We start from the raw sequence: 25,596 nt of genomic DNA on the forward strand, positions 1-25,596 counted from the left end.
CGGGCACCCCGGGGGAGGGGTGCCCGGCGTCCGGGGCCGGGGGAGCGGTGCTCAGGCGGTGGCCGCCGCCGGGGCCGGGGCGGCGGGGGCGCCGGCCTGCGCGGCGGGCACGGTCAGGGCGCACAGCAGCCGCACCTGGAAGACGACGAGGGCGCAGGCGCCGGCCATGTGCACGGCGACCAGGACCCAGGGCAGGTCGGTGAAGTACTGCGTGTAGCCGACCACGGCCTGGGCGAGGGTGACGAGCAGCAGGTGCACCGAGGCGCGGCGGGCCAGCGGCGGGGCGGTGGTGGCCCGCAGGGCCACGACGAGGCCGACGAGCAGGCCGGTGTAGGCCATGACGAGGTCGGCGTGCAGCCAGCTCACCGACTGCGGGTCCAGGCCGAAGCGGGCGGGCTGGTCCGCGTCGCCGGAGTGCGGGCCGGAGCCGGTGACGACGGTGCCGACGACGACCACGGCGTACAGGACGACCGCGGAGAGCCGGGCGGCCCCGCGCACCTCGCGGCGCACGGCGAGGCTGCGGGGGCCGGGGGCCTCCAGGCCGCGGCGCCACAGGACCGTGGAGGCGGTCACCAGCAGCACCGAGACGAGGAAGTGCGTCATGACGATGCCGGGGTGCAGGTCCATGTGCACGGTGATGCCGCCGATGACGGCCTGGGCGAGGATGCCGAAGACCACCAGGGCGACGTAGGGCAGCAGGTCGCGGCGGCGGTTGCGCCACACCACGACGAGGCAGGCCAGCGCGACGACGCCGACCAGGCCGGTCAGGGTGCGGTTGCCGAACTCGATCCACTTGTGGAAGCCCTCCTCCTGCACCACCACGGGGGTGTAGGAGCCGGGCACGCACTGCGGCCAGGTGGGGCAGCCGAGGCCGGAGCCGGTCAGGCGGACGATGCCGCCGGTGACCACGATGAGGCTCTCGGCGAGCACGTTGATCAGCAGCACCAGGGAGCTCCACGGGCCCAGGGCGCCCGCGCGGGCGGGCGCGGGCGCGCGCACCCCGGCGGCTTCGGAGGTCAGTCCCACGTCGAGCTCACTACTCCCAGGAGAACCATCGGGCGGACGCGGCGGTCGCGGCGACCGCCCACGCGAGGAGGACGAGCAGCGGGCCGGCGGCCACGGAGTGCTCGGTGAGGGCGCTGCGCAGCGCGGTGCCCAGGGCGCCGGAGGGCAGCGCGGAGGTGAGCCCGGGCACCGGCGAGGGCAGCACGAGGCCGCCGCCGGCCAGCAGCAGGACCCAGACGAAGTTCGCGGCGGCCAGGGTGGCCTCGGCGCGCACGGTGCCGGCCAGCAGCAGCGCCAGCGCGGTGAAGGCCGCGCAGCCGAGCACGAGGGCGGGCAGCGCGGCGAGCAGGCCCACCGGGTCGGGCCGCCAGCCGCAGGCGGCGGCGACGGCGCACAGGACGAGCACCTGCACCGCGACGAGCAGGGCCACGGCGCCGGCCTTGCCGGCCAGCAGGCCGGTGCGGCCCAGGGGGCTGGTGGCCAGCAGTCGCAGCACGCCGTTGCGGCGGTCGAAGCCGGTGGCGATGGCCTGGCCGGTGAAGGCGGTGGAGACCACGGCCAGGGCGAGCACCCCGGCCAGGGCCAGCGCGGGGCGGTCGCCGTCGCCGAGGTCGACGGCGGTGGTGCGGGCGGCGGCGACGAGCACGATGACCGGCAGCACGACGGTGAGCAGCAGCTGCTCGCCGTTGCGCAGCGCGATGCGCGCCTCGAGGGCGGCCTGGCGCAGGGTGCGCCGGGCGAAGGGGGCGGCGGTGCCGCGGGGGGTCAGGTCGAGGGCGGGCCGGGGCGCGCGCTCGCCGGCGGCCCCGCTGCGCCCGGGGGAGGCGGCCACGCCTGCGCCGCTCACCGCAGGGTCCGTCCGGTGAGGTCGAGGAACACGTCCTCGAGGGTACGGCGGGAGGCGCCCAGGCCCTGGGGCAGCACGTCGTGGGTGGCGCACCACGAGGTGACGGTGGCCGCGGTGCGCGGGTCGGCGGGCACGCCGGTGACGAGGTAGCGGCCGGGCTCGGGCTCGCTGACGACCGCCCCGGCCGGCAGCGCCGAGGCCAGCGAGGCGGTGGGCAGCCCCTGCGGGGCGCTGAAGGACAGGGCGGCGGCGCCGCGGGTGAGCTCCTCGGGGGTGCCGGCGGCCACGACGCGGCCGTGGTCGACGACGACGACGTCGTCGGCGAGGCGCTCGGCCTCCTCCATGAGGTGGGTGGTCAGCAGCACGGCGACGCCGGCGTCGCGGGCCTGGCGCACCACCTCCCACACGGCCAGGCGGGCCTGGGGGTCCAGCCCGGCGCTGGGCTCGTCGAGGAAGAGCAGCTCCGGGCGCCCCACGAGGGCGCACGCCAGCGCCAGGCGCTGGCGCTGGCCGCCGGACAGGCGCCGCACGCGGGTGCGGGCGAAGGAGAGCAGGCCCAGGCGCTCGGCCAGCGGGCCGACGGGCAGGGGGTCGCTGTGCAGGCCCGCCAGGTGCCGCAGGGCCTCCAGCGCGCCGACGCCGGTGGGCAGCCCGCCGTCCTGCAGCACCACGCCGACGCGGGGGCGCAGCTGCGCGCCGCGGGTGGCGGGGTCCAGGCCGAGCACGCGCAGGGTGCCGGAGTCCACGCGGCGCAGCCCCTCGCAGCAGGCGACGGTCGTGGTCTTGCCCGCGCCGTTGGGGCCGAGCAGGGCGGTGACGCGGCCGCGGTGGGCGGTGAAGGACAGGCCGTCCAGGACGGCGGTGCCGCCGTAGGCCTTGCGCAGCCCGCGCGCCTCGACCGCGAGGTCCGCGGCGTCGCCCGGCGCGGGGGCTGAGGGGGAGGGGGAGGCGGCTGCCACGGGGCACGAGTCTACGAGGCCGGGTAGTAGCGCTCGTCCCCGAGCGTGGTGACCCGTCTCACCCGCCCCGTGGGCGACCCCCGGTCGAGGGCCGGGAGCGAATTAGGTAACATGGACGTTGTGGAATTGGTGAGGGTCACCTCACCCCGGCCGGCGGGCCCCGGGGGTGAGCAGAGCGCGGCGGACCTGCGCACGCGCACCCGCGTGCACGCCGCCGTCGCCGAGCTCGGCCCGGTCAGCGCCGCGCGCACCGCCGACGAGCTGGGCCTGACGGTGGCCGCCGTGCGCCGCCACCTGGACGCGATGGTCGCCGAGGGCGTGCTGGAGCTGCGCGAGCCGAACCCGGCCCGCCGGCGCGGCCGCGGGCGCCCCGCGCGCGAGTTCGTCGTCTCCACCGCCGGCCACGACGCCATGGCCTCGGGCTACGACGAGCTGGCCGTGGCCGCCCTGGCGCACCTGGCCGAGGTCCAGGGCGCCGGAGCGGTGGCCGGCTTCGCCGAGCGGCGCTTCGCCGCGCTGGGCGAGCGCCTGGCCGCCGCGGTCGACCCGGCCGCGCCCGCGCCCGAGCGCGTGCAGGCCCTGGCCGCGGCGCTGGCCGCGCAGGGCTACTCCGCCTCCGCCCGCCCCGTCGGCCGCGGAACAGCGGCCGAGGGGATGCAGTTGTGCCAGGGGCACTGCCCGGTGCGCCGGGTGGCCGAGGCCTTCCCCGAGCTGTGCGAGGCCGAGCGGCGCGCCTTCGAGCGCGTGCTGGGCACGCGCGTGCAGCGCCTGGCGACGCTGGCGCACGGCGACCACGTCTGCACCACCTTCGTGCCGCACGAGCAGGACGGCGGGCCCGCCCCCTCGCCCGCCGCGCGGACCGAGAACCCGAACCACCTCGCCGCCCCCGCCGCGGGGATCCGGACGCCGACGGAAGGACGACGACCGTGACCGACACCGTGTCCGACACCACGCAGGAGCTGGCCGGGCCCCCCGAGCTCGAGGGCCTGGGCAAGTACCGCTACGGCTGGGCCGACTCCGACAGCGCCGGCTCCACCGCGCGCCGCGGGCTCTCCGAGGAGGTCGTGCGCGACATCTCGGCCAAGAAGTCCGAGCCGGAGTGGATGCTGCAGATGCGCCTGAAGGCGCTGAAGCTCTTCTACCGCAAGCCCATGCCCAACTGGGGCTCCGACCTCAGCGGCATCGACTTCGACAACATCAAGTACTTCGTGCGCTCCACGGAGAAGCAGGCCACCAGCTGGGACGACCTGCCCGCCGACATCAAGAGCACGTACGACCGCCTGGGCATCCCCGAGGCGGAGAAGCAGCGCCTGATCGCCGGCGTCGCCGCGCAGTACGAGTCGGAGGTCGTCTACCACCAGATCCGCGAGGACCTGGAGGAGAAGGGCGTCATCTTCGTCGACACCGACACGGGCCTGCGCGAGCACGAGGAGCTCTTCAAGGAGTACTTCGGCACCGTCATCCCCGTCGGCGACAACAAGTTCGCCTCGCTGAACACCGCGGTGTGGTCGGGCGGCTCCTTCATCTACGTGCCGCCGGGCGTGCACGTCGACATCCCGCTGCAGGCCTACTTCCGGATCAACACCGAGAACATGGGCCAGTTCGAGCGCACGCTGATCATCGCCGACGAGGGCTCGTACGTGCACTACGTCGAGGGCTGCACCGCGCCGATCTACCAGAGCGACTCGCTGCACTCCGCGGTCGTCGAGATCGTCGTGAAGAAGAACGCCCGCGTGCGGTACACGACCATCCAGAACTGGTCGAACAACGTCTACAACCTGGTGACCAAGCGCGCCACGGCCGCCGAGGGCGCCACCATGGAGTGGGTCGACGGCAACATCGGCTCCAAGGTGACGATGAAGTACCCGGCGATCTACCTCATGGGCGAGCACGCCAAGGGCGAGACGCTGTCCATCGCCATGGCCGGCGAGGGCCAGCACCAGGACGCCGGCGCCAAGATGGTGCACGCCGCGCCGCACACCGCCAGCTCCATCGTCTCCAAGTCGATCGCCCGCGGCGGCGGGCGCACCTCCTACCGCGGCCTGATCCAGGTCCTGGAGGGCGCGCACCACTCCGCCTCCACGGTGCGCTGCGACGCGCTGCTGGTCGACACGATCTCCCGCTCGGACACCTACCCCTACAACGACATCCGCGAGGACGACGTCGTGATGGGGCACGAGGCGACCGTGTCGAAGGTCAGCGACGACCAGCTCTTCTACCTCATGAGCCGCGGCATGGCCGAGGACGAGGCGATGGCCATGATCGTGCGCGGTTTCATCGAGCCCGTCGCGCGCGAGCTGCCCATGGAGTACGCGCTGGAACTGAACCGCCTGATCGAGCTGCAGATGGAAGGGGCCGTCGGCTGATGACCGCCGTCGACGAGACGAAGACCGGGGCCGTGGTGACCACGCCGCCCAACGCGGCGCGGGCGCACAGCCACGGCGCGGGCGTCGTGCCCGACGCCAGCCGCGCCGAGCGCGTGACGTCCTTCGACGTCGCCGACTTCGCCGTGCCCACCGGCCGCGAGGAGGAGTGGAAGTTCTCCCCGCTGGGCGAGCTCGCCCCCCTCTTCGAGGACGGCCCGGCCGGCTCGGCCGCCGTCGAGGTCAGCGGCCCCGCGGCCGTGGTGCACCGCACCGGCACCCCGCGGGAGGTGGGCGCCGGCACCGCGTTCACCCCCGGCGACCGCGCCGCGGTCACCGGCTGGGCCGCCACCACCGAGGCCCACCTGGTCTCGGTGCCCGCCGAGGCCGAGCTGGACGAGCCGGTGCTCGTCGCCGTGCGCGGCACCGCGGGCACCACCACCTCCGGCCACCTCGTCGTCGAGGCCGGGCACCACGCCAAGGCCCTGGTCGTGCTGAGCCACACCGGCTCCGGCGCGCACCGCGGCGGCGTGGAGGTGCGCGCCGGCGACGGCGCGGACCTGACCGTGGTGACCCTGCAGGAGTGGGACGCCGACGCCGTGCACGTCGGCCAGCACGACGTGCTCGTCGGCCGCGACGCCCGCGTGCGGCACATCGCCGTCAGCCTGGGCGGCAAGGCGGTGCGCGTGTCCACCAACGTGCGCTACGCCGGCCCCGGCGGCGACGCGCAGGCCCTGGGCGTGTACTTCTCCGACGCCGGCCAGCACCTCGAGCACCGCCTGTTCGTCGACCACGAGGCGACGAACTGCAAGAGCTACGTCGAGTACAAGGGCGCCCTGCAGGGCGAGGGCGCGCACGCCGTGTGGATCGGCGACGTGCTCATCCGCGCCGCCGCCGAGGGCACCGAGACGTACGAGCTGAACCGCAACCTGGTGCTCACCGACGGCGCGCGCGCCGACTCGGTGCCCAACCTGGAGATCGAGACCGGCGAGATCGTCGGGGCCGGCCACGCCTCGGCGACCGGCCGCTTCGACGACGAGCAGCTCTTCTACCTGCAGGCGCGCGGCATCCCCGAGCCGGAGGCCCGCCGCCTGGTGGTGCGCGGCTTCTTCGCGAGCATCGTCGAGCGCATCGGCGTGCCGGAGATCTCCGAGCGCCTCATGACCACGATCGAGACCCAGCTCGCCGCGACCGCCCTGGCCGGCACGAGCAGCACCGAGGAGAACTGATGCCCACGCTGGAGATCCGCGACCTGCACGTCACGGTCGACGAGGCCGACGGCGGCACCAAGGAGATCCTCCGCGGTGTCGACCTCACCATCAACTCCGGTGAGGTGCACGCGGTCATGGGCCCCAACGGGTCCGGCAAGTCCACCCTGGCGTACTCCATCGCCGGCCACCCCAAGTACACCGTCACCGGCGGCTCCATCGCGCTGGACGGCGAGGACGTCCTGGCGATGAGCGTGGACGAGCGCGCCCGCGCCGGGCTGTTCCTGGCCATGCAGTACCCCGTCGAGGTCCCCGGCGTGACGGTGTCGAACTTCCTGCGCACCGCCAAGACCGCCATCGACGGCGAGGCGCCGAAGCTGCGCACCTGGGTCAAGGACGTCAAGCAGGCGATGGACGACCTGAAGATGGACGCCACCTTCGCCGAGCGCAACGTCAACGAGCACTTCTCCGGCGGCGAGAAGAAGCGCCACGAGATCCTCCAGATGGAGCTGCTCAAGCCGAAGTTCGCCGTCCTGGACGAGACCGACTCCGGCCTGGACGTCGACGCGCTGAAGATCGTCTCCGAGGGCGTCAACCGCTCGCTGGCCGGCACCGGCCCCGGCGTGCTGCTGATCACGCACTACACGCGGATCCTGCGCTACATCAAGCCGCAGTTCGTGCACGTCTTCGTCGACGGCCGCGTGGCCGAGCAGGGCGGCCCCGAGCTCGCCGACTCCCTCGAGGAGACCGGTTACGACCGGTTCCTCACCCGCGCCTGACACCCGCGCCTGACACCCGCGCCCGAGACCTGGAGGCCGTCGTGAGCGAGACCACCGAGACCACCGGGACCGCCCCCGCCGGGGCGGCCGCCGGTCCCGTGCCCACCCCCGTGGAGGAGGTCGAGGAGGCCCTCAAGGACGTCGTCGACCCCGAGCTGGGCATCAACGTCGTCGACCTGGGCCTGATCTACGGGCTCACGGTTTCCGACGACAACGTGGCGACCATCGACATGACGCTCACCAGCGCGGCCTGCCCGCTGACCGACGTCATCGAGGACCAGACCCAGCAAGCGCTGGTCGACGTGGTCGCCGGGCACCGCATCAACTGGGTGTGGATGCCGCCGTGGGGCCCGGAGAAGATCACCGACGAGGGGCGCGACCAGCTGCGCGCGCTCGGCTTCAACGTCTGAGCCGAGCCCACCCGCCGCCCGAGGGGGCGCTCACCGGTCCACCGGTGAGCGCCCCCTCGGCGCGTCCGGCGCCACCGCCGCGGTCGCCGGCCCCCCGGAGCGCTCCCCGGACCGGCCGCCCGGGCGGTCCGGGTCGTCGTCGAGGTCGTCGTCGAGGTCGTCGTCCAGGCCCTCGTCCAGGCCGCGCGCGGCCAGCGCCTCGGCCAGGGCCTCCGCGTGCGCCACGGCGCGCACCGCGGTCGGCACCAGCACCGCGCGCACGTCCCGGTCCAGGCCGCGGGCGGCCGCCGCGGCCCGCGACTGCGCCAGCAGGCCGGCGACCACGGGGATGCTGCTGACCGCCAGCGTCAGCAGCAGCGCCACCCGGCCCGGGCGCACGCCCAGGCGCCGCAGCGGGCGCAGCCCGGCCACCACCGCGTCCAGCAGCACCGCCACCGGCGTCGTCGCCGTCACCGTCGCGGCCGCCCACACGCACGACACGACCGCGGCGAGCACCACCACCGCCCGCAGCGGGCCCTCCAGCCACCACTGCGCCGCGCCCAGCAGCACCAGCACCCACGCCATCCGGCGCAGCTGCGTCAGCAGGTGCGCGACCCCCAGCCCGCAGGCCAGGGCCAGCGCGGCCACGGCCGCCGCCAGCGCCACCAGCACCGGCGCCGCCACCGCCGGCGGGACCAGCGAGCGCACCAGCCCCGCGGCCAGCGCCGTCAGCGCCAGGGCGGCCAGCTTCGCCCCCGCCCCGGCGCGGTGCAGCGGGGAGCCCCCGGGCACGTGGCGGCCCAGCAGCGGCGGTGCGACGTCCAGCCCGCGCCTGCGCAGCGGCACCCGGCGCCCCGGCGCCCCGCGCCCGCTCACGCGACCGTCCTCACGCCGACGCCGCGTAGGCCGCGACGACCTCGCCGGCCGGGCCGTCGGCGACCACGCGCCCGGACTCCAGCCACAGCGCGCGCCGCGCCCGCCGGGCCAGGGCCAGGTCGTGGGTGGCCACGACGAGCTGGGCGGGGGAGGACAGCAGCACCTGCGCCACGCGCCGGGCGGTGCGCAGGTCCAGCAGCGTCGTCGGCTCGTCGCAGGCCAGCACGGCCGGCTCGGTGGCCAGCACCGCCGTCAGCGCCAGCAGCTGGCGCTGCCCGGAGGACAGCTCGCGCACCCCCGCGTCGGCCAGCGCGCCCAGGCCCTGGCGCTCCAGCAGCTCGCGCGCCCGCGCCGGGCGCTCCGAGCGCGGCACGCCGGTGCGCCGCAGCGACAGGGCCACGTCCTCCACGGGCGTGGGCATGACGAGCTGGGCGTCGGGGTCGGGGAAGACGAAGCCGACGCGGCGGCGCACCCGCGCCAGGTCCGCCTCGGTGTCCAGGCCGTCCACGCTCACCGCCCCCACCGAGGGCAGCACCAGCCCGTTGAGCAGGCGCAGCAGCGTGGACTTGCCCGAGCCGTTGGGGCCCACCAGCGCCACCGACGGCTCGGCCAGCTCCAGGTCCAGCGGGTGCAGCACGACGCGCTCGCCGGCCAGCACCGCGGCGCCCCGCAGCCGGATCACGCCGGCGCGGGGCGCGGCCCGCCCGCCGCGCGCGCGAGCGCCGCAGGCGTGGCCGCCGCAAGCACCGCGGGGGTCACCCGCGGGCGTGCAGGCGGGGGAACGCGCGCAGCACGGGCGCGGCGACCACCACGGTGAGCACGACCTTGACCAGGTCGCCCGGCACGTAGGCCAGGCACGTCTTGACGGCCGTGGCCACGTCGAGCCCGCCGTTGACGACCATGCCGGCCACCCCGCCGGCGTAGACGACGACGATGCCGCCTACCAGGCAGCCGACCACCAGGCCGGGCACCTCGAAGCGCCGGCCCGCGCGCGCCGCCGGGCGCACCACGGCGCCCGTGACCAGCGCGGCCACCGGGTAGCTCAGCAGGAAGCCCGCGCTGGCGCCCGCCAGCACCCCCAGGCCGCTGCCGCCCTGCGCGAACACCGGCAGGCCCGCGAAGCCGAGCACCAGGTACACCAGCGCCGCCGCGGCGCCGCGCCACGGCCCCAGCACGGCCCCGCACAGCATGACGCCCAGCGTCTGCAGGGTGATCGGCACGGCGAGCACGCCGACGGGGACGGCGCCGGCCACCGCCAGCGCGCACAGCAGGGCCGCGAAGACGGCGACCATGGCGGTGCCGGCGGCGGGGTTGACGGGGCGGCGGACGCCGGTGCTGCGGGCGCGCTCGGGCGCGGGGGCGGCCGGCCGGGGGGCGGGGGGGACCATGCCCGGGACGCTAGCCGACCGCGGCGGCCGCGCGGGAGCGCCCGCGGCGGCCGGTGCCCCGTTCGGCAGGGTCCTGACGCCCGGCCCGCTCCGCGTACCATGGAGGGGACCCCGTCCCACCTCATCGCTGCGAGCTGCCCACGTGATCGTCGCCACCGACATCGAACTGCGCGCGGGGGCACGACTCCTCATGGAGGGCGTGAACTTCCGCGTCGCCGCCGGGGACCGCATCGGCCTGGTCGGTCGCAACGGCGCCGGCAAGACCACCCTGACGAAGGTGCTCGCCGGCGAGGGCCAGCCGGCCTCCGGCTCGGTGACCCGCTCCGGCGAGATCGGCTACCTGCCCCAGGACCCGCGCGCGGGCGACCCCGAGACCCTGGCCCGCGACCGGATCCTGTCCGCCCGCGGCCTGGACGACGTCGTGGCCCGGCTGCGCCGCGCCGAGCAGGACATGGCCAGCGAGGACCCCAAGGTCCGCGACCGGGCGATGGACCGCTACACCAAGCTCGACGCCCGCTTCGTGGCCATGGGCGGGTACACCGCCGAGAGCGAGGCGGCGCGCATCTGCGCGAACCTCAACCTGCCCGAGCGCATCCTCGAGCAGCCCCTGAAGACCCTCTCGGGCGGTCAGCGCCGCCGCGTGGAGCTGGCCCGCATCCTCTTCTCCGCCAGCGAGACCCTGCTGCTGGACGAGCCGACCAACCACCTGGACGCCGACTCCATCGCCTGGCTGCGCGAGCACCTGAGGAACTACGCCGGCGGCCTGATCGTCATCAGCCACGACGTGGAGCTGCTGGAGGTCGTGGTCAACCGGGTGTTCCACCTGGACGCCAACCGCGCCACGATCGACATCTACAACGTGGGCTGGAAGAACTACCTCAAGCAGCGCGACACCGACGAGAAGCGCCGCCAGCGCGAGCGCGCCAACGCCGAGAAGAAGGCCGGCGCCCTGATGGCGCAGGCGGACAAGATGCGCGCCAAGGCCACCAAGGCCGTGGCCGCGCAGAACATGGCCAAGCGCGCCGAGCGGCTGGTCAGCGGCCTGGAGGACGTCCGCGTCCAGGACAAGGTCGCCAAGCTGCGCTTCCCCAAGCCCGCCCCCTCGGGCAAGACCCCCCTGACCGCCCGGGGGCTGTCCAAGTCGTACGGCTCCCTGGAGATCTTCACCAGCGTCGACCTGGCCATCGACCGCGGCAGCCGGGTGGTCATCCTGGGCCTCAACGGCGCGGGCAAGACCACGCTGCTGCGGATGCTGGGCGGGGTCGAGGCCCCCGACTCCGGGGAGATCGTCCCCGGCCACGGGCTGAAGATCGGCTACTACGCCCAGGAGCACGAGACCCTGGACGTCGAGCGCACCGTCCTGGAGAACATGCGTTCGGCGTCGCCGGACCTGGACGACACCCGGGTGCGCACCGTGCTGGGCTCCTTCCTCTTCTCCGGCGACGACGTCGACAAGCCCGCCGGGGTGCTCTCCGGCGGGGAGAAGACCCGCCTGGCCCTGGCCACGCTGGTCGTCTCCAGCGCCAACGTGCTGCTGCTGGACGAGCCGACGAACAACCTCGACCCGGCCAGCCGCGCGGAGATCCTCGACGCGCTGCGCCACTACGAGGGCGCCGTCGTCCTGGTCACCCACGACGAGGGGGCCGTGGAGGCGCTGGACCCCGAGCGGGTGGTCCTGCTGCCCGACGGCGTGGAGGACCTCTGGAACGCCTCCTACGCCGAGCTGGTCTCCCTGGCCTGACCCCGCCCGCAGCCCCTCGCGGGGTCCCCGGGGGCGCCCCCCGGGGTGCGCGGCGGGGTGCGCGGCGGGGTGCGCGGCGGGGTGCGCGGCGGGTTCGACTGGCCGATCCGGCTCCGGGTGGTGACCATGGTGGAGCCGGAGACGACGTCGAGGAGGTCGCTGTGACCGAGGCTGTGAAGCGAGGATCCCGTTTGAGCGGAGCCGAGCGCTCGCAGCTCGCGGAGGAGCTGTCGAAGGGCTACGCCGAGGGCAAGAGCATCAGGGCGCTGGCTGAGGAGGCCGGTCGCTCGTACGGCTTCGTGCACCGCCTGCTCAGCGAGAGCGACGTGTCGCTGCGCAGCAGGGGCGGGGCCACGCGGGGACGGGCCAAGCAGCGGGAGGCCGAGCCCGAGCAGCGGGCGAGCTGAACGGCACCGCGGGCGCGGGGCGCCGGCCGCTCACAGCGAGCGGTCGGCACCCCCGTCCACGGTGAGGGAGGCCCCCGTCACGAACGACGCCGCGGGGGAGAGCAGGAACACCGCCGCCCGCGCGAACTCGTCGGGCAGGCCGGTGCGGCGCAGCGGGACGTTCTCGAGCCCGGCGCCGTCCAGGGGACCGTGCTCCTCGAACTCCAGGGGCGAGTCCGCCTCCACCTGGCCGACCAGCAGGTTGTTGATGCGGATGCCGCGCGGGCCCAGCTCGTCCGCCAGCGCCTTGGCGGCCATCGCCAGCCCCGGTCGCACCCCGTTGGCCACCCCGGCGTCCTGGGCGGGGCTGCGCACGGTGCTCGAGAGCAGCATCACCAGGGAGGCGCCCTCACCGGTGGCGGCCTTGGCGACGGAGCGCGCCAGCCGCAGCGGTCCCAGCAGGCTCGTCTCGAACGCCTCGCGCCAGGAGGCGTCGGTGGCCTCCAGGACCGACGAGGTCGGGGCGGTGCCGCAGGAGACGACCGCGCCGTCCAGGCGCCCGAAGCGGGCGTTGGCCGCCGCCGCCAGGCGCGTCTCGGTGCCGGCCTCGGAGATGTCGCCGGGCACCAGCAGCATGCGCTCGGGCGCGCCGATGGAGCCGGCCACGGCCGTCAGCTCGTCGGGGTCCGCGGCGGACAGCACCAGCAGGGCGCCCTCGTCGGCCAGCAGCCGCGCGCACGCCAGCCCCAGACCGGTGGAGGCGCCGGAGACGATGTAGACGCGATCGCTGAGCCCGAGATCCATGACACCATTGTTGCGCAGTGTGGTGAGTGATACACGCAGCATCACCTCCCCGGCCGTCGCGCCGGGGTGCGCCGTCGCTCAGCGCGGCCGCTCAGCGCCGACCTCAGCGCCGGGGCCGCGCCCCGGCCTCCACCTCGGCGTCCTCGGCCTCCTCGTCGCTGCCGGGCCGCGCCACCCGCACGGGGCGACGCCGCGCCGGCCGGGCCGCGCCCGGCCCCGCGCCCGTCGCCGCACCCGGCACCGCACCGCCCTCGTCCCGGCCGCCCGGCGCACCACCGGGCACGTCGTCGCCGCCGGCCGCGCCACCACCGTCCGGGGCGGCTCCCGGGGCGGACAGCGCACCGCGCACCTGCAGCTCGCGGGCCTGCAGCTCGCGGCGACCCGCGACGACCCACACCACCAGCGCGGTCAGCGCGAAGCCGTACCACTGCACCGTGTACGCCAGGTGCGGGCCCTCGTCGACCTCGGGCCGCCCGGCGCGCGGCAGGGCCACCGCCGGGGCGGGCTCCTCCGAGGCCAGCACCGCGTAGCCGCCGCGCAGCCGCGCCACGCCGGCGGCGCCGGTGACCCGCCGCACCGGCTCCTGCGCGATCGAGGCGACCTGCCCGGCCGGGACGCTGCTGCGCCGCGCCGGCTCCCACGGGCGCACCCGCGCGGTGACGCTCACCGTCCCGCCCGGTGCGGCGGGCACCGCGTCGGGGGCGCTGCTGGTGCTGCCGGCGGGCACCCAGCCGCGGTCCACGAGCAGCGCGGTGCCGTCGGCCAGCACCAGCGGGACGAGCACGTCGTAGCCGACCGCGTCGCCGAGCTGGCGGTTGCGCGCCAGCACCGTGGCGCCGGCGTCGTAGGTGCCGCTCACGCGCACCGGCGTCCAGGCGTCGCGCGCGGCCAGCGGCGCCCCGCCGGCGGGCAGGACCTCGTCCACCGGCACCGGGGCGGCGTCGTAGTTGCCGACCAGGGGGGCGTTGGCGGCCAGCCGCGCCTGGCGGCGGTGCCACTGCCACTGCCCCAGCAGCACGCACACCACGCCCACGGCCACGGCCAGCGCCAGGCCGCGGCGCCAGCGCTGCTCGCGCAGCAGGCCGAGCACGCCGCGCGCACCGGTGCCCCGCGCGCCGGCGCCCGCCGGGACGGGCGCGGCGGGCTGCCCGCCGGCACGGGCGCCGGCGGGGGTCGTGCCGGACCTCACGAGGGCAGGGTGTCCACCCCGACGACCTCGCGCAGGAAGCCGCGCGCGCCGAGGAACTGCGTGAGGTGCTCGCGGTGCTGCTCGCACGCCAGCCACGTCTTGCGGCGCTCGGGCGTGTGCAGGCTCGGGTTGTTCCACATCAGGCCGAAGTCGGCCGGGGAGGTGCAGCCGCGGGCGCTGCACACGAGGTCGGACGGCGGTTCGTGCCCCGGTTCCCCGCGGCTGCCGAGCGTGCGCGGCGCAGCGGGGACGGCTGGAGTGTCCACGGCGCCAGTCTCGCACCGCCGGCCGGCGACGGCGACGGCCGCCCGCGGCGCGCCGCTCAGGAGGCGCGCTCGCCGGGCCCGCGGGGCGCGTCGTCGCCGGGCGAGCGCACCGCGGTGATGCGCGCCTCCAGGGCGGGCAGGTCGTGCACCGGCGCGGTGGGCACGGAGAAGGACTCCGGCGGCGGGCCCTTGGACTCGCGCCCGGCGTTGGCCAGCACCACGGCCACGTACGGCAGGAACAGCGCGCCGGCCACGAAGAACCAGCGCGTCCAGTGGTCGACGACCACGAAGAGCACGAAGCAGGCGGTGCGCACGAGCATCGAGACGACGTACTTGCGGTAGCGCACCCCGAGGTCGTCGGTGTGCGCGGTGGGGGCGGCGGTGATCCGGTAGACGCCCGGGTCGTCGGCCGGGGCGTGGAGCCCGCTGGTGCGGGTGGGGTGCGAAGGCACGAGGCCACGGTAAGCCCGCCCTCCGACACCCGCGCCCGGTGAGCAGCGGTCCGATGCGTTAGCTTTCCTCCCCGTGCCCGACGCCACGACCGACGCCACGACCGACCCCGCGACCGCGGCCGCGAGCAGCCCCGCCACCGGGCGCACGCCGCGCAGCGTGCTGGTGACCGGCGGCAACCGGGGCATCGGCCTGGCCGTGGCCCGCGCCTTCGCCGCGCAGGGCGACCGCGTGGCCGTGACCCACCGCTCCGGCGAGGCGCCCGAGGGCCTGCTCGGGGTGCGCGCCGACGTCACCGACGGCGCCTCCCTGGACGCGGCGTTCGCCGAGGTGGAGGCTGCGCACGGGCCCGTGGAGGTCCTCGTGGCCAACGCCGGGGTGACCCGCGACCAGCTGCTCATGCGCATGGCCGACGAGGACTTCGACGCCGTGGTCGACACCAACCTGGCCGGCGCCTGGCGCTGCGCCCGCCGCGCCGTGCGCGGGATGGTGCGCGCCAAGCGCGGGCGCATCGTCTTCGTCTCCAGCGTCGTGGGCCTGTACGGCTCGCCGGGGCAGAGCAACTACGCGGCCAGCAAGGCCGGCATGGTCGGCCTGGCCCGCTCCATCGCCCGCGAGCTGGGCGGGCGCGGCATCACCGCCAACGTCGTCGCCCCCGGCTTCATCGACACGGACATGACGCGCGCGCTGCCCGAGGCCACCCAGGCGGACTACAAGGGCCGCATCCCCGCCGCCCGGTTCGGCGCCGTCGACGACGTCGCGCAGGCCGTGCTGTTCCTCGCCGACGCCGGCTACGTCAACGGCGCGGTGCTGCCCGTCGACGGCGGCCTCGGCATGGGCCACTGACAGAAGCTGAAGGATCGGAGAGGGAACCCATGGGTCTGCTGGACGGCAAGCGGCTGCTCGTCACCGGAGTGCTCACCGACCGCTCGATCGCGTTCGCGGTCGCGCGGGTGGCGCAGGAGGAGGGGGCCGAGGTCGTCCTGTCGTCCTTCGGGCGCCAGATGAAGATCACCTCCACCATCGCCAAGCGGCTGCCGAAGCCGGCGCCGGTGGTGGAGCTGGACGCCACGAGCGAGGAGGACCTCGCCGCGCTGGAGGGCCGGGTGCGCGAGCACGTCGACGGCCTCGACGGCGTGCTGCACTCCATCGGCTTCGCGCCCAAGGACGCCATGGGCGGCAACTTCCTCAACACGGAGTGGTCCAGCGTGGCCACGGCCCTGCAGGTCTCGGCGTACTCGCTGAAGTCGATCGCCGTGGCGGCCCTGCCGCTCATGGGCAGCGGCGGCTCGGTCGTGGGGCTGACCTTCGACGCGCGCGTGGCGTGGCCGGTCTACGACTGGATGGGCGTGGCCAAGGCCGCCTTCGAGTCCACCGCCCGCTACCTGGCCCGCGACCTGGGGCCGAAGGGCGTGCGCGTCAACGTCGTCTCCGCCGGCCCGCTGCGCACCACCGCCGCCACCTCGATCCCCGGGTTCGAGACCCTGGAGGGCACCTGGGGCGAGCGCTCCCCGCTGGGCTGGGACGTCACGGACACCGAGCCGCCCGCCCGCGCCGCCCTGGCGCTGATGTCGGACTGGTTCCCCGCCACCACCGGCGAGATGATCCACGTCGACGGCGGCTTCCACGCCATGGGGTCCTGAGGCGCACCGTGGCCCCCGAGCCCCCGCCCTCCGGCGGCCGCCGCCTGGCCGTGCTGGCCGGGACGATGGTCCTGGTGGTCGCCGCGCTGGTGGCGCTGGCCACCTGGGCCAGCACCCGCGGCTGAGCGCACCGCCCGCACCACCGGCCGCACGACCCGCCCGGGTCGTGCGGCCGGCGCCGTCCAGCCCGGTCCAGCGCCCTCCAGCCTGGTCCAGCGCGGTCCAGCGCCGTCGAGCTCGGTTCAGCGCCGCGCCGCGAGCGGCCCGGGCGCGGCGCCTTCGGCGAGGACCTCCTCGGCCAGGTCGGCGTCCTCCACGTCCTCGCGGGTGATGCCCAGCAGCGGCAGCACCGCGTCCAGGTAGGGCACGTTCACGGCAGCGTCGGCCTGCTCGCGCACCACCGGCTTGGCGTTGAAGGCGATGCCCAGGCCGGCCGCGCCGATCATGTCCAGGTCGTTGGCGCCGTCGCCGATGGCCACCGTGCGGTGCAGCGGCAGGCCCTCGGCGGCCGCGAACTCGCGCAGCGCCGCCGCCTTGGCCGCCCGGTCCACCACCGGCCCCAGCAGGCGGCCGGTGAAGCGCCCGTGCACCACCTGCAGCCGGTTGGCGCGCACGTGCGCGATGCCCAGCTCCGCGGCCAGCGGGCCGACGACCTCCAGGAACCCGCCGGAGACCAGCGCCAGGGTGAAGCCGAGGCGGTGCAGGGTGCGGCACAGCGTGCGCGCGCCCGGGGTGAGCACCACGGCCTCGCGCACCCGCTGCACCACCGAGACGTCCAGGCCCTCCAGGCACGCCACGCGCTGGCGCAGCGAGGCGGCGAAGTCGATCTCCCCGCGCATGGCGCGCTCGGTGACCGCGGCGACCTCGGCCTCGCGGCCCGCGTGCGCGGCCAGCAGCTCGATGACCTCCTGGCGGATGAGCGTGGAGTCCACGTCCATGACGACCAGGCGCCGGCCCAGGCGGGCCAGGCCGCCGGGGGAGACGGCCGCGTCCAGGCCGTGCCGGCCGGCCTCGGCGGCCAGCGCGCGGCGCAGGTCCAGCACCTCCGCGGCGGTGGCGTCCACCGAGACGTCGAACTCCACGCTGGTCACCGGCGTGGAGGACATCCGCCGCACCCGGTCCACGTTCGCGCCGCGCTCGGCGAGCACCGCGGTCGTGCGGGCGATCGCCGCGGGCAGCAGCGGAGCCCCCAGCAGCGTCACGTGCAGCCGGCGCGGCCGCGCGGCCGGGGCGACCGGCTCGCGCACCGTGCAGGTCACGTCCAGCCCGTGCGGCTCGCCCCAGCCGCTCAGGGCGGAGGTGACGGCCGCCGCGCTGCCGGTGCCCACCAGCACGGCCAGGGTCAGCACGCCGCCGACGACGACCTGCTCCACGTCGAGGACCTCCGCGTCGGTGCCGGCCAGCGCCGTGAACAGCGCCGAGGTGACGCCGGGGCGGTCGGCGCCGGTGACGGTGACCAGCAGCGTGGGGGCGGTGCCGGGCGCGGGGCCCGGCGACGTGGCGTCGAGGGTTCCGGGCACGGCACGGAGGCTACCGGTCCGCCGCGCCGGCCCCGGCGCGGCGGACCGGTCCCGCCTCAGGAGCGCGCGGCGTTCTTCTCGTCGCGCCAGGCCACCCACTCCGCCAGCGGCGCCAGGTCGAAGTCCGGGCCGCCGACGCCGATCGTGAACAGCCGCGTGCCCACCGCGTGCAGCGCCTCGCCCTTGTCCGCGGGGCTGTCGGCGGCGTCCACCCCGGCCGAGCGCTCGATCTCGCCCGGGTCGCGCCCGATCGCCGCGCAGTGCCCGTCGAGGACCTCGTGCTTGCGCGCGATGGTCTCCGGGTCGCCGAAGCCGTGCCAGATGTCGGCGTGCCGGGCCACGATGCGCAGCGTCTTCTTCTCCCCGCCGCCGCCGATGAGCACCGGGATGTGCCGGGTGGGGGCCGGGTTGAGCTTGGCCAGGCGCGACTCGATGCGCGGCAGGTCCTCGGCGAGCTTGTCCAGCCGGCCGCCGGCGGTGCCGAACTCGTAGCCGTACTCGGCGTAGTCCTTCTCGAACCAGCCCGAGCCGATGCCGAGCACGAGGCGGCCGGTGCCGGTGTCGTGCGCGGAGACGTGGTCCACGGTGCGGGCCATGTCCGCCAGCAGCTCGGGGTTGCGGTAGCTGTTGCAGGTGACCAGGGCGCCGATCTCGATGCGGCTGGTGGCCTCGGCCCAGGCGGCCAGCATCGTCCAGCACTCGAAGTGCAGGCCGTCGGGGTCGCCGTACAGCGGGTAGAAGTGGTCCCAGTTCAAGGCGAGGTCCAGGCCCATCTCCTCCGCGCGCGCCGCGGCCGCGCGGATCGCGGGGTACTGCGCGTGCTGGGGCTGGAGCTGGACGCCGATGCGCACCGGACGGTCGCCGGCGGGTGCGGGGGAAGTCATGGCACGGATGCTGCCGCACCGGGCCCCGCGCGCGACAGGGGCGCGCGGGGCCCGGGTCGCCTCAGTGCGGCGGGATCGTCTGGCCCTTGCCGACGACGGTGATGCCGGAGTCGGTGACGGTGAAGCCGCGGGCGCGGTCCTCCTCGGGGTCCACGCCCACGCGCGCGTCCTCGGGCACGACGACGTTCTTGTCCAGGATCGCCCGCTGCACCACCGCGTGCCGGCCCACCTGCACGTTGTCCATCAGGACGGACTCGCTGACGTGGGCCCAGGAGTCCAGGCGCACCCGCGGGGAGACCACGGACTTCTCCACCAGGGCCCCGGAGACGACGGTGCCGGCGGAGATGATCGAGTTGACCGCGTGCCCGTAGGTGCCCTGCCAGCCGTGCACGAACTTCGCCGGCGGGTAGAAGTCCTGCGCGGCGATGATGGGCCACTCGTAGTTGTAGAGGTTGAAGACCGGCAGCACCGAGATGAGGTCCATCTGGGCCTCGAAGTAGGCGTCGATGGTGCCCACGTCGCGCCAGTAGGCGCGGTCGCGGTCGGTGGCGCCGGGCACCTCGTTGTCCTTGAAGTCGTACACGCCGGCCAGGCCGCGCTCGACGAAGTCGGGCACGATGTCCCCGCCCATGTCGTGCTTGGAGTCCTCCTCCTCGGCGTCGCGGGTGACCGCGTCCACGAGCGCGTCGGCGTCGAAGACGTAGTTGCCCATCGAGGCCAGGACCTCGTGCGGGGAGTCGGCCAGGCCCTGCGGGTTCTTCGGCTTCTCCAGGAACTGCGCGATGCGGCTGCTGCCCGGCTCGGTCTGGATGACGCCGAACTGGTCGGCCAGCGAGATGGGCTGGCGGATCGCCGCGACCGAGCACGGCGCCCCGGAGGCGATGTGCGCGTCGACCATCTGGGAGAAGTCCATGCGGTAGACGTGGTCGGCGCCGACCACGACGACGATGTCGGGGCGCTCGTCGGAGATGAGGTTCATCGACTGGTAGATGGCGTCGGCGCTGCCGAGGTACCAGCGCTTGCCCACGCGCTGCTGCGCCGGCACCGAGGCGATGTAGCTGCCGAAGAGGTTGGACATCCGCCAGGACTGCGAGATGTGCCGGTCCAGGCTGTGCGACTTGTACTGCGTCAGCACCACGATCTTGCGGTAGCCCGCGTTGACCAGGTTCGAGAGGGCGAAGTCGATCAGCCGGTAGGTGCCGCCGAACGGCACGGCCGGCTTGGCCCTGTCCGCCGTGAGGGGCATGAGCCGCTTGCCCTCCCCGCCGGCGAGGACGATCGCGAGGACGTTGGGAGCAGCCACGAGGGGCACCATAGGGCCGCGACCGCCACGATGCCCGGGCAACACCCCGAAGTCGTCACGGCAGCGGGGTGGTCGGCCCGGCACGACCGGGCGCGAGGAGCACCGTCACCGGGCGAGCACCGGCCGAGCACGAGGAGTGATCATGCGCGTGGACCTGCTGACCAAGGAGTACCCGCCGGAGGTCTACGGCGGCGCCGGCGTGCACGTCGCCGAGCTCGTGCGGGCGCTGCGCGCCCTCGACGGCGGCCCCGAGGTGCTCGTGCGCTGCTTCGGCGCCGAGCGCGCGGAGGAGGGCGTCACCGCCTACGGCGAGCCCGCCGAGCTGGCCGGCGCCAACGCGGCGCTGCGCACCCTGGGGGTGGACCTGCCGATGGCCGCCGGCGCCGCCGGCGCGGACCTGGTGCACTCGCACACCTGGTACGCCAACACCGCCGGCCACCTGGCCTCCCTGCTGCACGGCGTGCCGCACGTGGTGACCGCGCACAGCCTGGAGCCGCTGCGGCCGTGGAAGGCCGAGCAGCTCGGCGGCGGCTACGCCCTCTCCAGCTGGGCCGAGCGCACCGCCTTCGAGGCCGCCGCCGCGGTCGTCGCCGTCAGCGCCGGCATGCGCGCGGACATCCTGCGCAGCTACCCGGCGCTGGACCCCGCGCGGGTGCACGTGGTCCACAACGGCATCGACGCCACCGAGTGGACGCCCGTGGAGGGCCGCGACCTCGTGCGCGCCAACGGCGTGGACCCCGACCGCCCCAGCGTCGTCTTCGTCGGGCGCATCACCCGCCAGAAGGGCCTGCCGCACCTGCTGCGCGCCGCCGCGCAGCTGCCGCCGGAGGTGCAGCTGGTGCTGTGCGCCGGCGCCCCCGACACCCCCGAGATCGCCGCGGAGGTCTCCGGGCTGGTCGCCGAGCTGCAGCAGCAGCGCTCCGGGGTGGTCTGGCTGGACCGGCACCTGACGCGCGAGGAGCTGCTGCAGCACCTCTCGCAGGCCACGGTCTTCGTGTGCCCCTCGGTGTACGAGCCGCTGGGCATCGTCAACCTCGAGGCCATGGCCTGCGGCGCCGCCGTCGTCGGCACCGCCACCGGCGGCATCCCCGAGGTCGTGCAGGACGGCGTCACCGGCTGGCTGGTGCCCATCGAGCAGGTGCAGGACGGCACCGGCGCCCCCGTGGACCCCGACCGGTTCGTCGCCGACCTGGCCGCCGCGCTCGCCGAGGCCGTCTCCGACCCCGACCGCGCCCGCGAGCGCGGCGCCGCCGGGCGCCGCCGCGCGGTGGAGTCCTTCAGCTGGTCCGCGATCGGCCGACGCACCCTCGAGGTGTACGAGTCGGTCCTCTGAGACAGCATCGGCCCATGCCGTCCACCGCGCCGACCCGAACGTCCCCCCCGACCTCCCGGGTCGTCGCGGTGGAACCCGTCCTGCCCCCGCACCGCTACGAGCAGGAGGAGGTCTCCGAGCAGCTCGTGCCCCTGCTGGCCCCGGAGGGCCCGCGCCGGCGCCTGCTGCACCGCCTGCACGCCGCCAGCGGCGTGCAGCGCCGGCACCTGGCGGTGCCGCTGGAGCGCTACGCGGACCTGGGCTCCTTCACCGCCACCAACGCGGCGTTCGCCGAGGTGGGCCTGGACCTGGCCGAGCGGGCCCTGAAGGGCGCCCTGGCCGGCGCCGGCGTGGCCCCGGAGGAGGTGGACTTCCTGCTGTTCACCACCGTCACCGGCGTGGCCGCCCCCTCCCTGGACGCCGCGCTGGTGGTGCGCGGGGGACTGCGCCCCACCGTCAAGCGGCTGCCGTCCTTCGGGCTGGGCTGCGCCGGCGGCGCCGCCGGCCTGGCGCGCGTGGACGACTACCTCGCCGGGCACCCGGACCAGGTGGGCGTGCTGGTCTCGGTGGAGCTGTGCTCGCTGACCCTGCAGCACGACGACCGCTCCACCGCCAACCTCGTCGCCAGCGGACTGTTCGGCGACGGCGCCGCCGCTGTCGTGCTCGCCGGGGCCGAGCGGGCCGCCGGCACCCCCGGCTGGGACGTGCTGGCCTCGCGCAGCCGGCTGTTCGCCGGCACCGCCGGCTCGCTGGGCTGGGACGTGGGCAGCTCCGGCTTCAGCATCGTGCTGGCCCCGGACCTGCCGGACCTGCTGGCCGCCGAGCTGGGCGCGGAGGTCGACGCCCTGCTGGGGGAGCGGGGCCTGGACGTGGCCGGGGTGCAGCGCTGGGTGGTGCACCCCGGCGGGCCCAAGGTGCTGCAGGCCGTCTCCGGGGCCCTGGGCCTGCCCGAGGGGGCGCTGGCGCCCAGCTGGGACTCGCTGCGCGAGGTGGGCAACCTGTCCAGCTCCTCGGTGCTGCACGTGCTGGCCGCCACCGAGCGGGTGCCCGGCGAGCACGCCCTGGTGCTGGCCGTGGGCCCCGGCGTGGGCACCGAGCAGGTCCTGCTGCGGGCCGCCGCGTGAGCGCCGGGCTGCTGTACGCCCTGCTGGTGCTGGCCACCGGCGTGGAGCGCCTGGCCGAGCTGGTGGTCTCCACCCGCAACGCGCGCTGGTCCTTCGAGCGCGGCGGGGTGGAGACCGGCCGGGGCCACTTCGGCCCGATGGTCGTGCTGCACACGGGCCTGCTGCTGGCCTGCCTGGCCGAGGCCCTGCTCGCCGACCGCCCCTTCCTGCCGGCCCTGGGCTGGCCGATGCTGGCCCTGGTCGTGCTCAGCCAGGCCCTGCGCTGGTGGTGCATCGCCTCGCTGGGCCCGCGCTGGAACACCCGCGTCATCGTCGTGCCGGGCATGCCGCCGGTGGTGCGCGGGCCCTACCGGTGGCTGAAGCACCCCAACTACCTCGTCGTGGTGCTGGAGGGGGTCGCGCTGCCGCTGGTGCACACCTGCTGGGTCACCGCGGTGGTCTTCACCGTCCTGAACGCCGTGCTGCTGCTCGGCTTCCGGCTGCCGGCGGAGAACCGCGCGCTGGCCGCCCTGCCCGCGCCCGGGCGCGCCTAGGGCCGCACGGGCTCGGCGTGCGCGTTGACCGCGGCCACCACGGCGCGGCGGGCCACCGCGGCGACCTCGCGCAGCGCCCGCGCCCGCGAGGTCGCCTCGAAGCTCGTCACCGCCGCCCCGTCGTCCTCCCCGGCCAGCTCCACGATCGCCAGCACCCGCGCCGCGGTCTGCAGCACCCGCGCCGCGCGCGGGGAGGTGCCCGGCGGCAGCGCGTCGCGCGCCAGGCCGCCGTCGCGCACCGCCGCGATGCGGTCCGCGGCGTCCTCGCGCCAGCGCGCCACGTCCAGCGCGGCCAGCGCCTGCGTGGCGGTCGCCAGCGCCAGGCGCAGCTCCCGCTCGGAGTCGGCCACGCTGGAGCTCTCCGGCGCCCGGCGCGGCGCCGCGCCCAGCACCGCCCACGTCACCATCGCCCCCGGCTCCCACACCGAGCCGAACTCGGTGACCTCCGGCACCAGCGCCCAGCGCCCGGCCGCGCCCGGCGGCTCGGCCACCACGCACTCCCCGGCCCGCAGCGCCGCGACGTTCACCGCCGGCGGGCCCGGCAGGCCCCCCGGGTCGCCGGGCACCGGCAGCGCCAGCAGCAGCGGCCCGCACCCGGCGGCCGCCAGCGAGGCCAGCAGGGCGCGCACGTCGTGCGGGTCCGGGCCGGGGGCGGTGGGCGCGTCGCCGTCCCAGCGCACGGCGTGCGGTTCGTCGTCGCGCACCACCGCGGCGACCGCGGCGTCCGGGCCGGCGGCACCGGTGAGCACACCGGTGCCCCAGGCCGCCAGCCGCGCGGAACGGGGCAGGTCGAGCACGCGGCGCAGCCTACGACGGCGCCCGGCCCCCCGCCGGGCAGCGCTCCCGCGCGCTGGCTAGGGTTCCCGACGTGCCTGCCACCCCGGACGCCGCGCGGACCGCCACCGCCCAGGACACCGCCCAGGACGTCGCCGAGGACGTCGCCGAGGACGAGGTCCTCGGCCTCGACGCCGTCACCGTGCGGCGCGGCACCAGCGTCCTGCTCGACGCCGTGGACCTGCGCGTGCGCGAGGGCGAGCGCTGGGTCGTGCTCGGCCCCAACGGCGCCGGCAAGTCCACGCTGCTCTCGGTGGCCGCCGCCCGGCTGTTCCCCACCTCCGGCGCCGTGCGCGTGCTCGGCGAGCGCCTCGGCCGCGTCGACGTCTTCGAGCTGCGCCCGCGCATCGGTCTGGCCAGCACCGCCCTGGCGCGCTCGGTGCCCGGGCAGGAGAAGGTCCGCGACGTCGTGCTCACCGCCGCCTACGGCGTCACCGGCCGCTGGCAGGAGGCGTACGACCCCGACGACGAGGAGCGCGCCCTGCAGCTGCTGGACCTGCTCGGCGTGGCGCACCTGGCCGAGCGGCCCTTCGGCACCCTCAGCGACGGCGAGCGCAAGCGCACCCAGATCGCGCGCGCCCTGATGACCGACCCGGAGCTGCTGCTGCTCGACGAGCCCGCCGGCGGCCTGGACCTCGGCGGGCGCGAGGACCTGCTGCGGCGCCTGACGGCCCTGGCCGCCGACCCCGCCGCGCCCACGACCGTGATGGTCACCCACCACGTGGAGGAGATCCCCGTGGGCACCACCCACGCGCTGCTGCTGCGCGGCGGGCGCGCGGTGGCCTCCGGCCCGGTGGAGCGGGTGCTCACCTCCACGCTGCTCTCGCGCACCTTCGGCCTGGCGCTGTCGGTGCAGCGCCGCGGCGGGCGGCTGACGGCGCTCGCCGTCTGAGCGGCGCCGCGGGCACCCGCGCACCCGCGGCGCCGGGGGACGCCGCGGCGGTCGCGTCAGGGGCGCAGGAGCTGGCGGTCGTAGCCGCCGTGCTCGGCGCGCGAGTAGCGCAGCCGCAGGTGCCGCCCGTCGGGCGCGGACTGCCAGAACTCCACGCGCGAGGCGTCCACGCCCCACAGCCGCCACGTGGAGGCCACCACCGACGGCTCCAGCTCCACCAGGTCGTCGACGTCGGCGAACTCGTCGGACAGGTGCGCCTCGTCCAGCGGCCGGCTCTGCCGCTCCAGCAGCGACTCCGCCCGCCCGTGCGCCGGGCGCTCCAGGAAGTCGCGCGCGGCGCGCTGCTCGTCGGCCTGGCGCACCCGCCCGCGCACCCGCACCTGCCGGCCCTGCTGGGGCCAGTAGAAGACCAGCGCCGCCACCGGCACCGACGCCAGCTGCCGGCCCTTGGGGCTGCCGGCCTCGGAGGCGATCCACAGCGCCGACTCGGCGACGTCCTTGAGCACCAGCACCCGCGCGTCCGGGCGCCCGGCGGCGTCGACCGTGGCCAGGGTCAGCGCGTGCGGTTCGGGCACCCCGGCCGCCGCCGCCTCGCGCAGCCACGCCACCAGCAGCTCCAGCGGGTCCTCGGGGGCCTCGGCGGGCTCGAACGCCGGCGCGCCGGCCGCCAGCAGCGGCAGGTCGCGCAGCCAGTCGCGCAGGGGCTGCGCGCCGCCGTCCGGGCCGCGCCCGGGACGGCGCTCGCCGGCGGGGCCGGCGTGCTCGCCCGGCGGGGCGTCCGCCGGGGTCGGGGACCAGGACCGGGCCGTGCTCGTCACGGTCGACAAGGTACCCGCCCGCGCGGGGCCCGGCGTGCCCGCGCCGTGCCGGTGCCCGCGCTGCCGCCGGTGCCGGTCCTCCC

Annotated in this window: 28 protein-coding genes; 13 read left to right on the forward strand and 15 right to left on the reverse strand. The window is 76.2% G+C overall.

Annotated features, from left to right (window positions below; genetic code table 11):
- Nucleotides 1-51: 51 nt before the first annotated feature.
- The 3 genes from ACRYR7_RS09445 to ACRYR7_RS09455 all read right to left on the reverse strand — a co-directional run bounded on the left by ACRYR7_RS09445 (nucleotide 52) and on the right by ACRYR7_RS09455 (nucleotide 2,811).
- The gene (locus ACRYR7_RS09445; protein ID WP_432571828.1) at nucleotides 52-1,026 is read right to left on the reverse strand and encodes a COX15/CtaA family protein; all 975 of its coding nucleotides are present in this window, start codon (nucleotides 1,024-1,026) and stop codon (nucleotides 52-54) included.
- A 10-nt stretch (nucleotides 1,027-1,036) separates the two neighbouring features.
- A complete protein-coding gene (locus ACRYR7_RS09450; protein ID WP_432571866.1) occupies nucleotides 1,037-1,774 on the reverse strand; it encodes an ABC transporter permease in 738 nt (245 codons plus the stop codon).
- 74 nt (nucleotides 1,775-1,848) lie between these two features.
- Nucleotides 1,849-2,811 (reverse strand): ABC transporter ATP-binding protein, encoded by a 963-nt coding sequence (locus ACRYR7_RS09455; RefSeq protein WP_432571829.1) that lies wholly within the window; start codon nucleotides 2,809-2,811, stop codon nucleotides 1,849-1,851.
- A 111-nt stretch (nucleotides 2,812-2,922) separates the two neighbouring features.
- Here ACRYR7_RS09455 and ACRYR7_RS09460 point away from each other — a divergent pair, with 111 nt between their 5' ends.
- From ACRYR7_RS09460 to ACRYR7_RS09480, 5 genes are read left to right on the forward strand one after another with little or no spacing between them, the layout of a single operon-like run.
- Nucleotides 2,923-3,741: a helix-turn-helix transcriptional regulator gene (locus tag ACRYR7_RS09460; protein WP_432571830.1), complete on the forward strand. Its 819-nt coding sequence runs from the start codon at nucleotides 2,923-2,925 to the stop codon at nucleotides 3,739-3,741.
- The gene (gene sufB / locus ACRYR7_RS09465; protein WP_432571831.1) at nucleotides 3,738-5,177 is read left to right on the forward strand and encodes a Fe-S cluster assembly protein SufB; all 1,440 of its coding nucleotides are present in this window, start codon (nucleotides 3,738-3,740) and stop codon (nucleotides 5,175-5,177) included. The genes ACRYR7_RS09460 and sufB overlap by 4 nt, the downstream gene beginning before the upstream one ends.
- Nucleotides 5,177-6,403, forward strand: coding sequence for a Fe-S cluster assembly protein SufD (sufD, locus tag ACRYR7_RS09470; protein ID WP_432571832.1), 1,227 nt, complete (start codon nucleotides 5,177-5,179; stop codon nucleotides 6,401-6,403). Before sufB ends, sufD begins: the two co-directional genes overlap by 1 nt.
- Nucleotides 6,403-7,161, forward strand: a complete 759-nt coding sequence (gene sufC, locus ACRYR7_RS09475; protein ID WP_432571833.1) for a Fe-S cluster assembly ATPase SufC — start codon at nucleotides 6,403-6,405, stop codon at nucleotides 7,159-7,161. The genes sufD and sufC overlap by 1 nt, the downstream gene beginning before the upstream one ends.
- Before the next feature lie 41 nt (nucleotides 7,162-7,202).
- Entirely contained in the window at nucleotides 7,203-7,571 is a 369-nt protein-coding gene (locus tag ACRYR7_RS09480; protein WP_432571834.1) for a metal-sulfur cluster assembly factor, read from the forward strand.
- A gap of 30 nt (nucleotides 7,572-7,601) precedes the next feature.
- Here ACRYR7_RS09480 and ACRYR7_RS09485 read toward each other — a convergent pair whose 3' ends face one another.
- The 3 genes from ACRYR7_RS09485 to ACRYR7_RS09495 all read right to left on the reverse strand — a co-directional run bounded on the left by ACRYR7_RS09485 (nucleotide 7,602) and on the right by ACRYR7_RS09495 (nucleotide 9,814).
- Nucleotides 7,602-8,426, reverse strand: a complete 825-nt coding sequence (locus ACRYR7_RS09485; RefSeq protein ID WP_432571835.1) for a CbiQ family ECF transporter T component — start codon at nucleotides 8,424-8,426, stop codon at nucleotides 7,602-7,604.
- A gap of 10 nt (nucleotides 8,427-8,436) precedes the next feature.
- On the reverse strand, nucleotides 8,437-9,108 hold the full coding sequence (locus tag ACRYR7_RS09490; RefSeq protein WP_432571836.1) for an energy-coupling factor ABC transporter ATP-binding protein: 672 nt from the start codon (nucleotides 9,106-9,108) through the stop codon (nucleotides 8,437-8,439).
- A 73-nt stretch (nucleotides 9,109-9,181) separates the two neighbouring features.
- A complete protein-coding gene (locus ACRYR7_RS09495; protein WP_432571837.1) occupies nucleotides 9,182-9,814 on the reverse strand; it encodes a biotin transporter BioY in 633 nt (210 codons plus the stop codon).
- A gap of 142 nt (nucleotides 9,815-9,956) precedes the next feature.
- Between ACRYR7_RS09495 and ACRYR7_RS09500 the strand changes: the two genes are divergently transcribed.
- On the forward strand, nucleotides 9,957-11,555 hold the full coding sequence (locus tag ACRYR7_RS09500; protein ID WP_432571838.1) for an ABC-F family ATP-binding cassette domain-containing protein: 1,599 nt from the start codon (nucleotides 9,957-9,959) through the stop codon (nucleotides 11,553-11,555).
- 161 nt (nucleotides 11,556-11,716) lie between these two features.
- On the forward strand, nucleotides 11,717-11,962 hold the full coding sequence (locus ACRYR7_RS09505; RefSeq protein ID WP_432571839.1) for a helix-turn-helix domain-containing protein: 246 nt from the start codon (nucleotides 11,717-11,719) through the stop codon (nucleotides 11,960-11,962).
- Nucleotides 11,963-11,992: 30 nt separating this feature from the next.
- On the opposite strand, the gene ACRYR7_RS09510 is transcribed toward ACRYR7_RS09505, so the two are convergent.
- The 4 genes from ACRYR7_RS09510 to ACRYR7_RS09525 form a co-directional block, all read right to left on the reverse strand.
- On the reverse strand, nucleotides 11,993-12,745 hold the full coding sequence (locus tag ACRYR7_RS09510; protein ID WP_432571840.1) for an SDR family oxidoreductase: 753 nt from the start codon (nucleotides 12,743-12,745) through the stop codon (nucleotides 11,993-11,995).
- Nucleotides 12,746-12,848: 103 nt separating this feature from the next.
- Nucleotides 12,849-13,934, reverse strand: a complete 1,086-nt coding sequence (locus ACRYR7_RS09515; protein ID WP_432571841.1) for an SURF1 family cytochrome oxidase biogenesis protein — start codon at nucleotides 13,932-13,934, stop codon at nucleotides 12,849-12,851.
- Complete coding sequence (locus ACRYR7_RS09520; RefSeq protein ID WP_432571842.1) at nucleotides 13,931-14,200, reverse strand: hypothetical protein; 270 nt, start codon at nucleotides 14,198-14,200, stop codon at nucleotides 13,931-13,933. The genes ACRYR7_RS09515 and ACRYR7_RS09520 overlap by 4 nt, the downstream gene beginning before the upstream one ends.
- A 56-nt stretch (nucleotides 14,201-14,256) precedes the next feature.
- Nucleotides 14,257-14,652, reverse strand: coding sequence for a DUF3099 domain-containing protein (locus tag ACRYR7_RS09525; RefSeq protein WP_432571843.1), 396 nt, complete (start codon nucleotides 14,650-14,652; stop codon nucleotides 14,257-14,259).
- Nucleotides 14,653-14,809: 157 nt separating this feature from the next.
- On the opposite strand from ACRYR7_RS09525, the gene fabG reads away from it, so the two are divergent.
- Together fabG and fabI are read left to right on the forward strand one after the other, a co-directional pair.
- Nucleotides 14,810-15,496, forward strand: a complete 687-nt coding sequence (gene fabG, locus ACRYR7_RS09530) for a 3-oxoacyl-ACP reductase FabG (protein ID WP_432571867.1) — start codon at nucleotides 14,810-14,812, stop codon at nucleotides 15,494-15,496.
- A 29-nt stretch (nucleotides 15,497-15,525) separates the two neighbouring features.
- Nucleotides 15,526-16,293: an enoyl-ACP reductase FabI gene (fabI, locus tag ACRYR7_RS09535; protein WP_432571844.1), complete on the forward strand. Its 768-nt coding sequence runs from the start codon at nucleotides 15,526-15,528 to the stop codon at nucleotides 16,291-16,293.
- Between the two features lie 242 nt (nucleotides 16,294-16,535).
- Here the strand turns inward: fabI and serB are convergent, their stop codons facing one another.
- The 3 genes from serB to glgC form a co-directional block, all read right to left on the reverse strand.
- On the reverse strand, nucleotides 16,536-17,813 hold the full coding sequence (gene serB, locus ACRYR7_RS09540; RefSeq protein ID WP_432571845.1) for a phosphoserine phosphatase SerB: 1,278 nt from the start codon (nucleotides 17,811-17,813) through the stop codon (nucleotides 16,536-16,538).
- 56 nt (nucleotides 17,814-17,869) lie between these two features.
- The gene (locus ACRYR7_RS09545; protein ID WP_432571846.1) at nucleotides 17,870-18,697 is read right to left on the reverse strand and encodes an LLM class F420-dependent oxidoreductase; all 828 of its coding nucleotides are present in this window, start codon (nucleotides 18,695-18,697) and stop codon (nucleotides 17,870-17,872) included.
- 61 nt (nucleotides 18,698-18,758) lie between these two features.
- Nucleotides 18,759-20,000 carry a glucose-1-phosphate adenylyltransferase gene (glgC, locus tag ACRYR7_RS09550; protein WP_432571847.1) on the reverse strand — a complete coding sequence of 414 codons (1,242 nt, stop codon included), beginning with the start codon at nucleotides 19,998-20,000 and terminating at the stop codon, nucleotides 18,759-18,761.
- Between the two features lie 142 nt (nucleotides 20,001-20,142).
- On the opposite strand from glgC, the gene glgA reads away from it, so the two are divergent.
- The 3 genes from glgA to ACRYR7_RS09565 are packed head-to-tail and all read left to right on the forward strand — an operon-like array spanning nucleotide 20,143 to nucleotide 22,969.
- Nucleotides 20,143-21,333: a glycogen synthase gene (gene glgA / locus ACRYR7_RS09555; protein ID WP_432571848.1), complete on the forward strand. Its 1,191-nt coding sequence runs from the start codon at nucleotides 20,143-20,145 to the stop codon at nucleotides 21,331-21,333.
- 14 nt (nucleotides 21,334-21,347) lie between these two features.
- Nucleotides 21,348-22,436 (forward strand): type III polyketide synthase, encoded by a 1,089-nt coding sequence (locus ACRYR7_RS09560; RefSeq protein ID WP_432571849.1) that lies wholly within the window; start codon nucleotides 21,348-21,350, stop codon nucleotides 22,434-22,436.
- Entirely contained in the window at nucleotides 22,433-22,969 is a 537-nt protein-coding gene (locus tag ACRYR7_RS09565) for an isoprenylcysteine carboxyl methyltransferase family protein (protein WP_432571850.1), read from the forward strand. Before ACRYR7_RS09560 ends, ACRYR7_RS09565 begins: the two co-directional genes overlap by 4 nt.
- On the opposite strand, the gene ACRYR7_RS09570 is transcribed toward ACRYR7_RS09565, so the two are convergent.
- Nucleotides 22,966-23,766, reverse strand: coding sequence for a hypothetical protein (locus tag ACRYR7_RS09570; RefSeq protein WP_432571851.1), 801 nt, complete (start codon nucleotides 23,764-23,766; stop codon nucleotides 22,966-22,968). The genes ACRYR7_RS09565 and ACRYR7_RS09570 overlap by 4 nt on opposite strands.
- A gap of 179 nt (nucleotides 23,767-23,945) precedes the next feature.
- On the opposite strand from ACRYR7_RS09570, the gene ACRYR7_RS09575 reads away from it, so the two are divergent.
- Nucleotides 23,946-24,695, forward strand: a complete 750-nt coding sequence (locus tag ACRYR7_RS09575) for an ABC transporter ATP-binding protein (protein ID WP_432571868.1) — start codon at nucleotides 23,946-23,948, stop codon at nucleotides 24,693-24,695.
- Nucleotides 24,696-24,751: 56 nt separating this feature from the next.
- Here the strand turns inward: ACRYR7_RS09575 and ACRYR7_RS09580 are convergent, their stop codons facing one another.
- Nucleotides 24,752-25,513 carry a pyridoxine/pyridoxamine 5'-phosphate oxidase gene (locus ACRYR7_RS09580; protein ID WP_432571852.1) on the reverse strand — a complete coding sequence of 254 codons (762 nt, stop codon included), beginning with the start codon at nucleotides 25,511-25,513 and terminating at the stop codon, nucleotides 24,752-24,754.
- Nucleotides 25,514-25,596 lie beyond the last annotated feature (83 nt).

Source organism: Kineococcus gurbantunggutensis, assembly GCF_050871925.1.
Taxonomy (GTDB): Bacteria; Actinomycetota; Actinomycetes; order Actinomycetales; family Kineococcaceae; genus Kineococcus.

Coding starts and splice junctions, on each gene's coding strand:
- ACRYR7_RS09460 (WP_432571830.1), top strand. CDS start 2,923: ATGGACGTTGTGGAATTGGTGAGGGTCACCTCACCCCGGCCGGCGGGC.
- sufD (WP_432571832.1), top strand. CDS start 5,177: ATGACCGCCGTCGACGAGACGAAGACCGGGGCCGTGGTGACCACGCCG.
- sufC (WP_432571833.1), top strand. CDS start 6,403: ATGCCCACGCTGGAGATCCGCGACCTGCACGTCACGGTCGACGAGGCC.
- ACRYR7_RS09495 (WP_432571837.1), bottom strand. CDS start 9,814: ATGGTCCCCCCCGCCCCCCGGCCGGCCGCCCCCGCGCCCGAGCGCGCC.
- ACRYR7_RS09510 (WP_432571840.1), bottom strand. CDS start 12,745: ATGGATCTCGGGCTCAGCGATCGCGTCTACATCGTCTCCGGCGCCTCC.
- fabI (WP_432571844.1), top strand. CDS start 15,526: ATGGGTCTGCTGGACGGCAAGCGGCTGCTCGTCACCGGAGTGCTCACC.
- ACRYR7_RS09545 (WP_432571846.1), bottom strand. CDS start 18,697: ATGACTTCCCCCGCACCCGCCGGCGACCGTCCGGTGCGCATCGGCGTC.
- glgA (WP_432571848.1), top strand. CDS start 20,143: ATGCGCGTGGACCTGCTGACCAAGGAGTACCCGCCGGAGGTCTACGGC.
- ACRYR7_RS09560 (WP_432571849.1), top strand. CDS start 21,348: ATGCCGTCCACCGCGCCGACCCGAACGTCCCCCCCGACCTCCCGGGTC.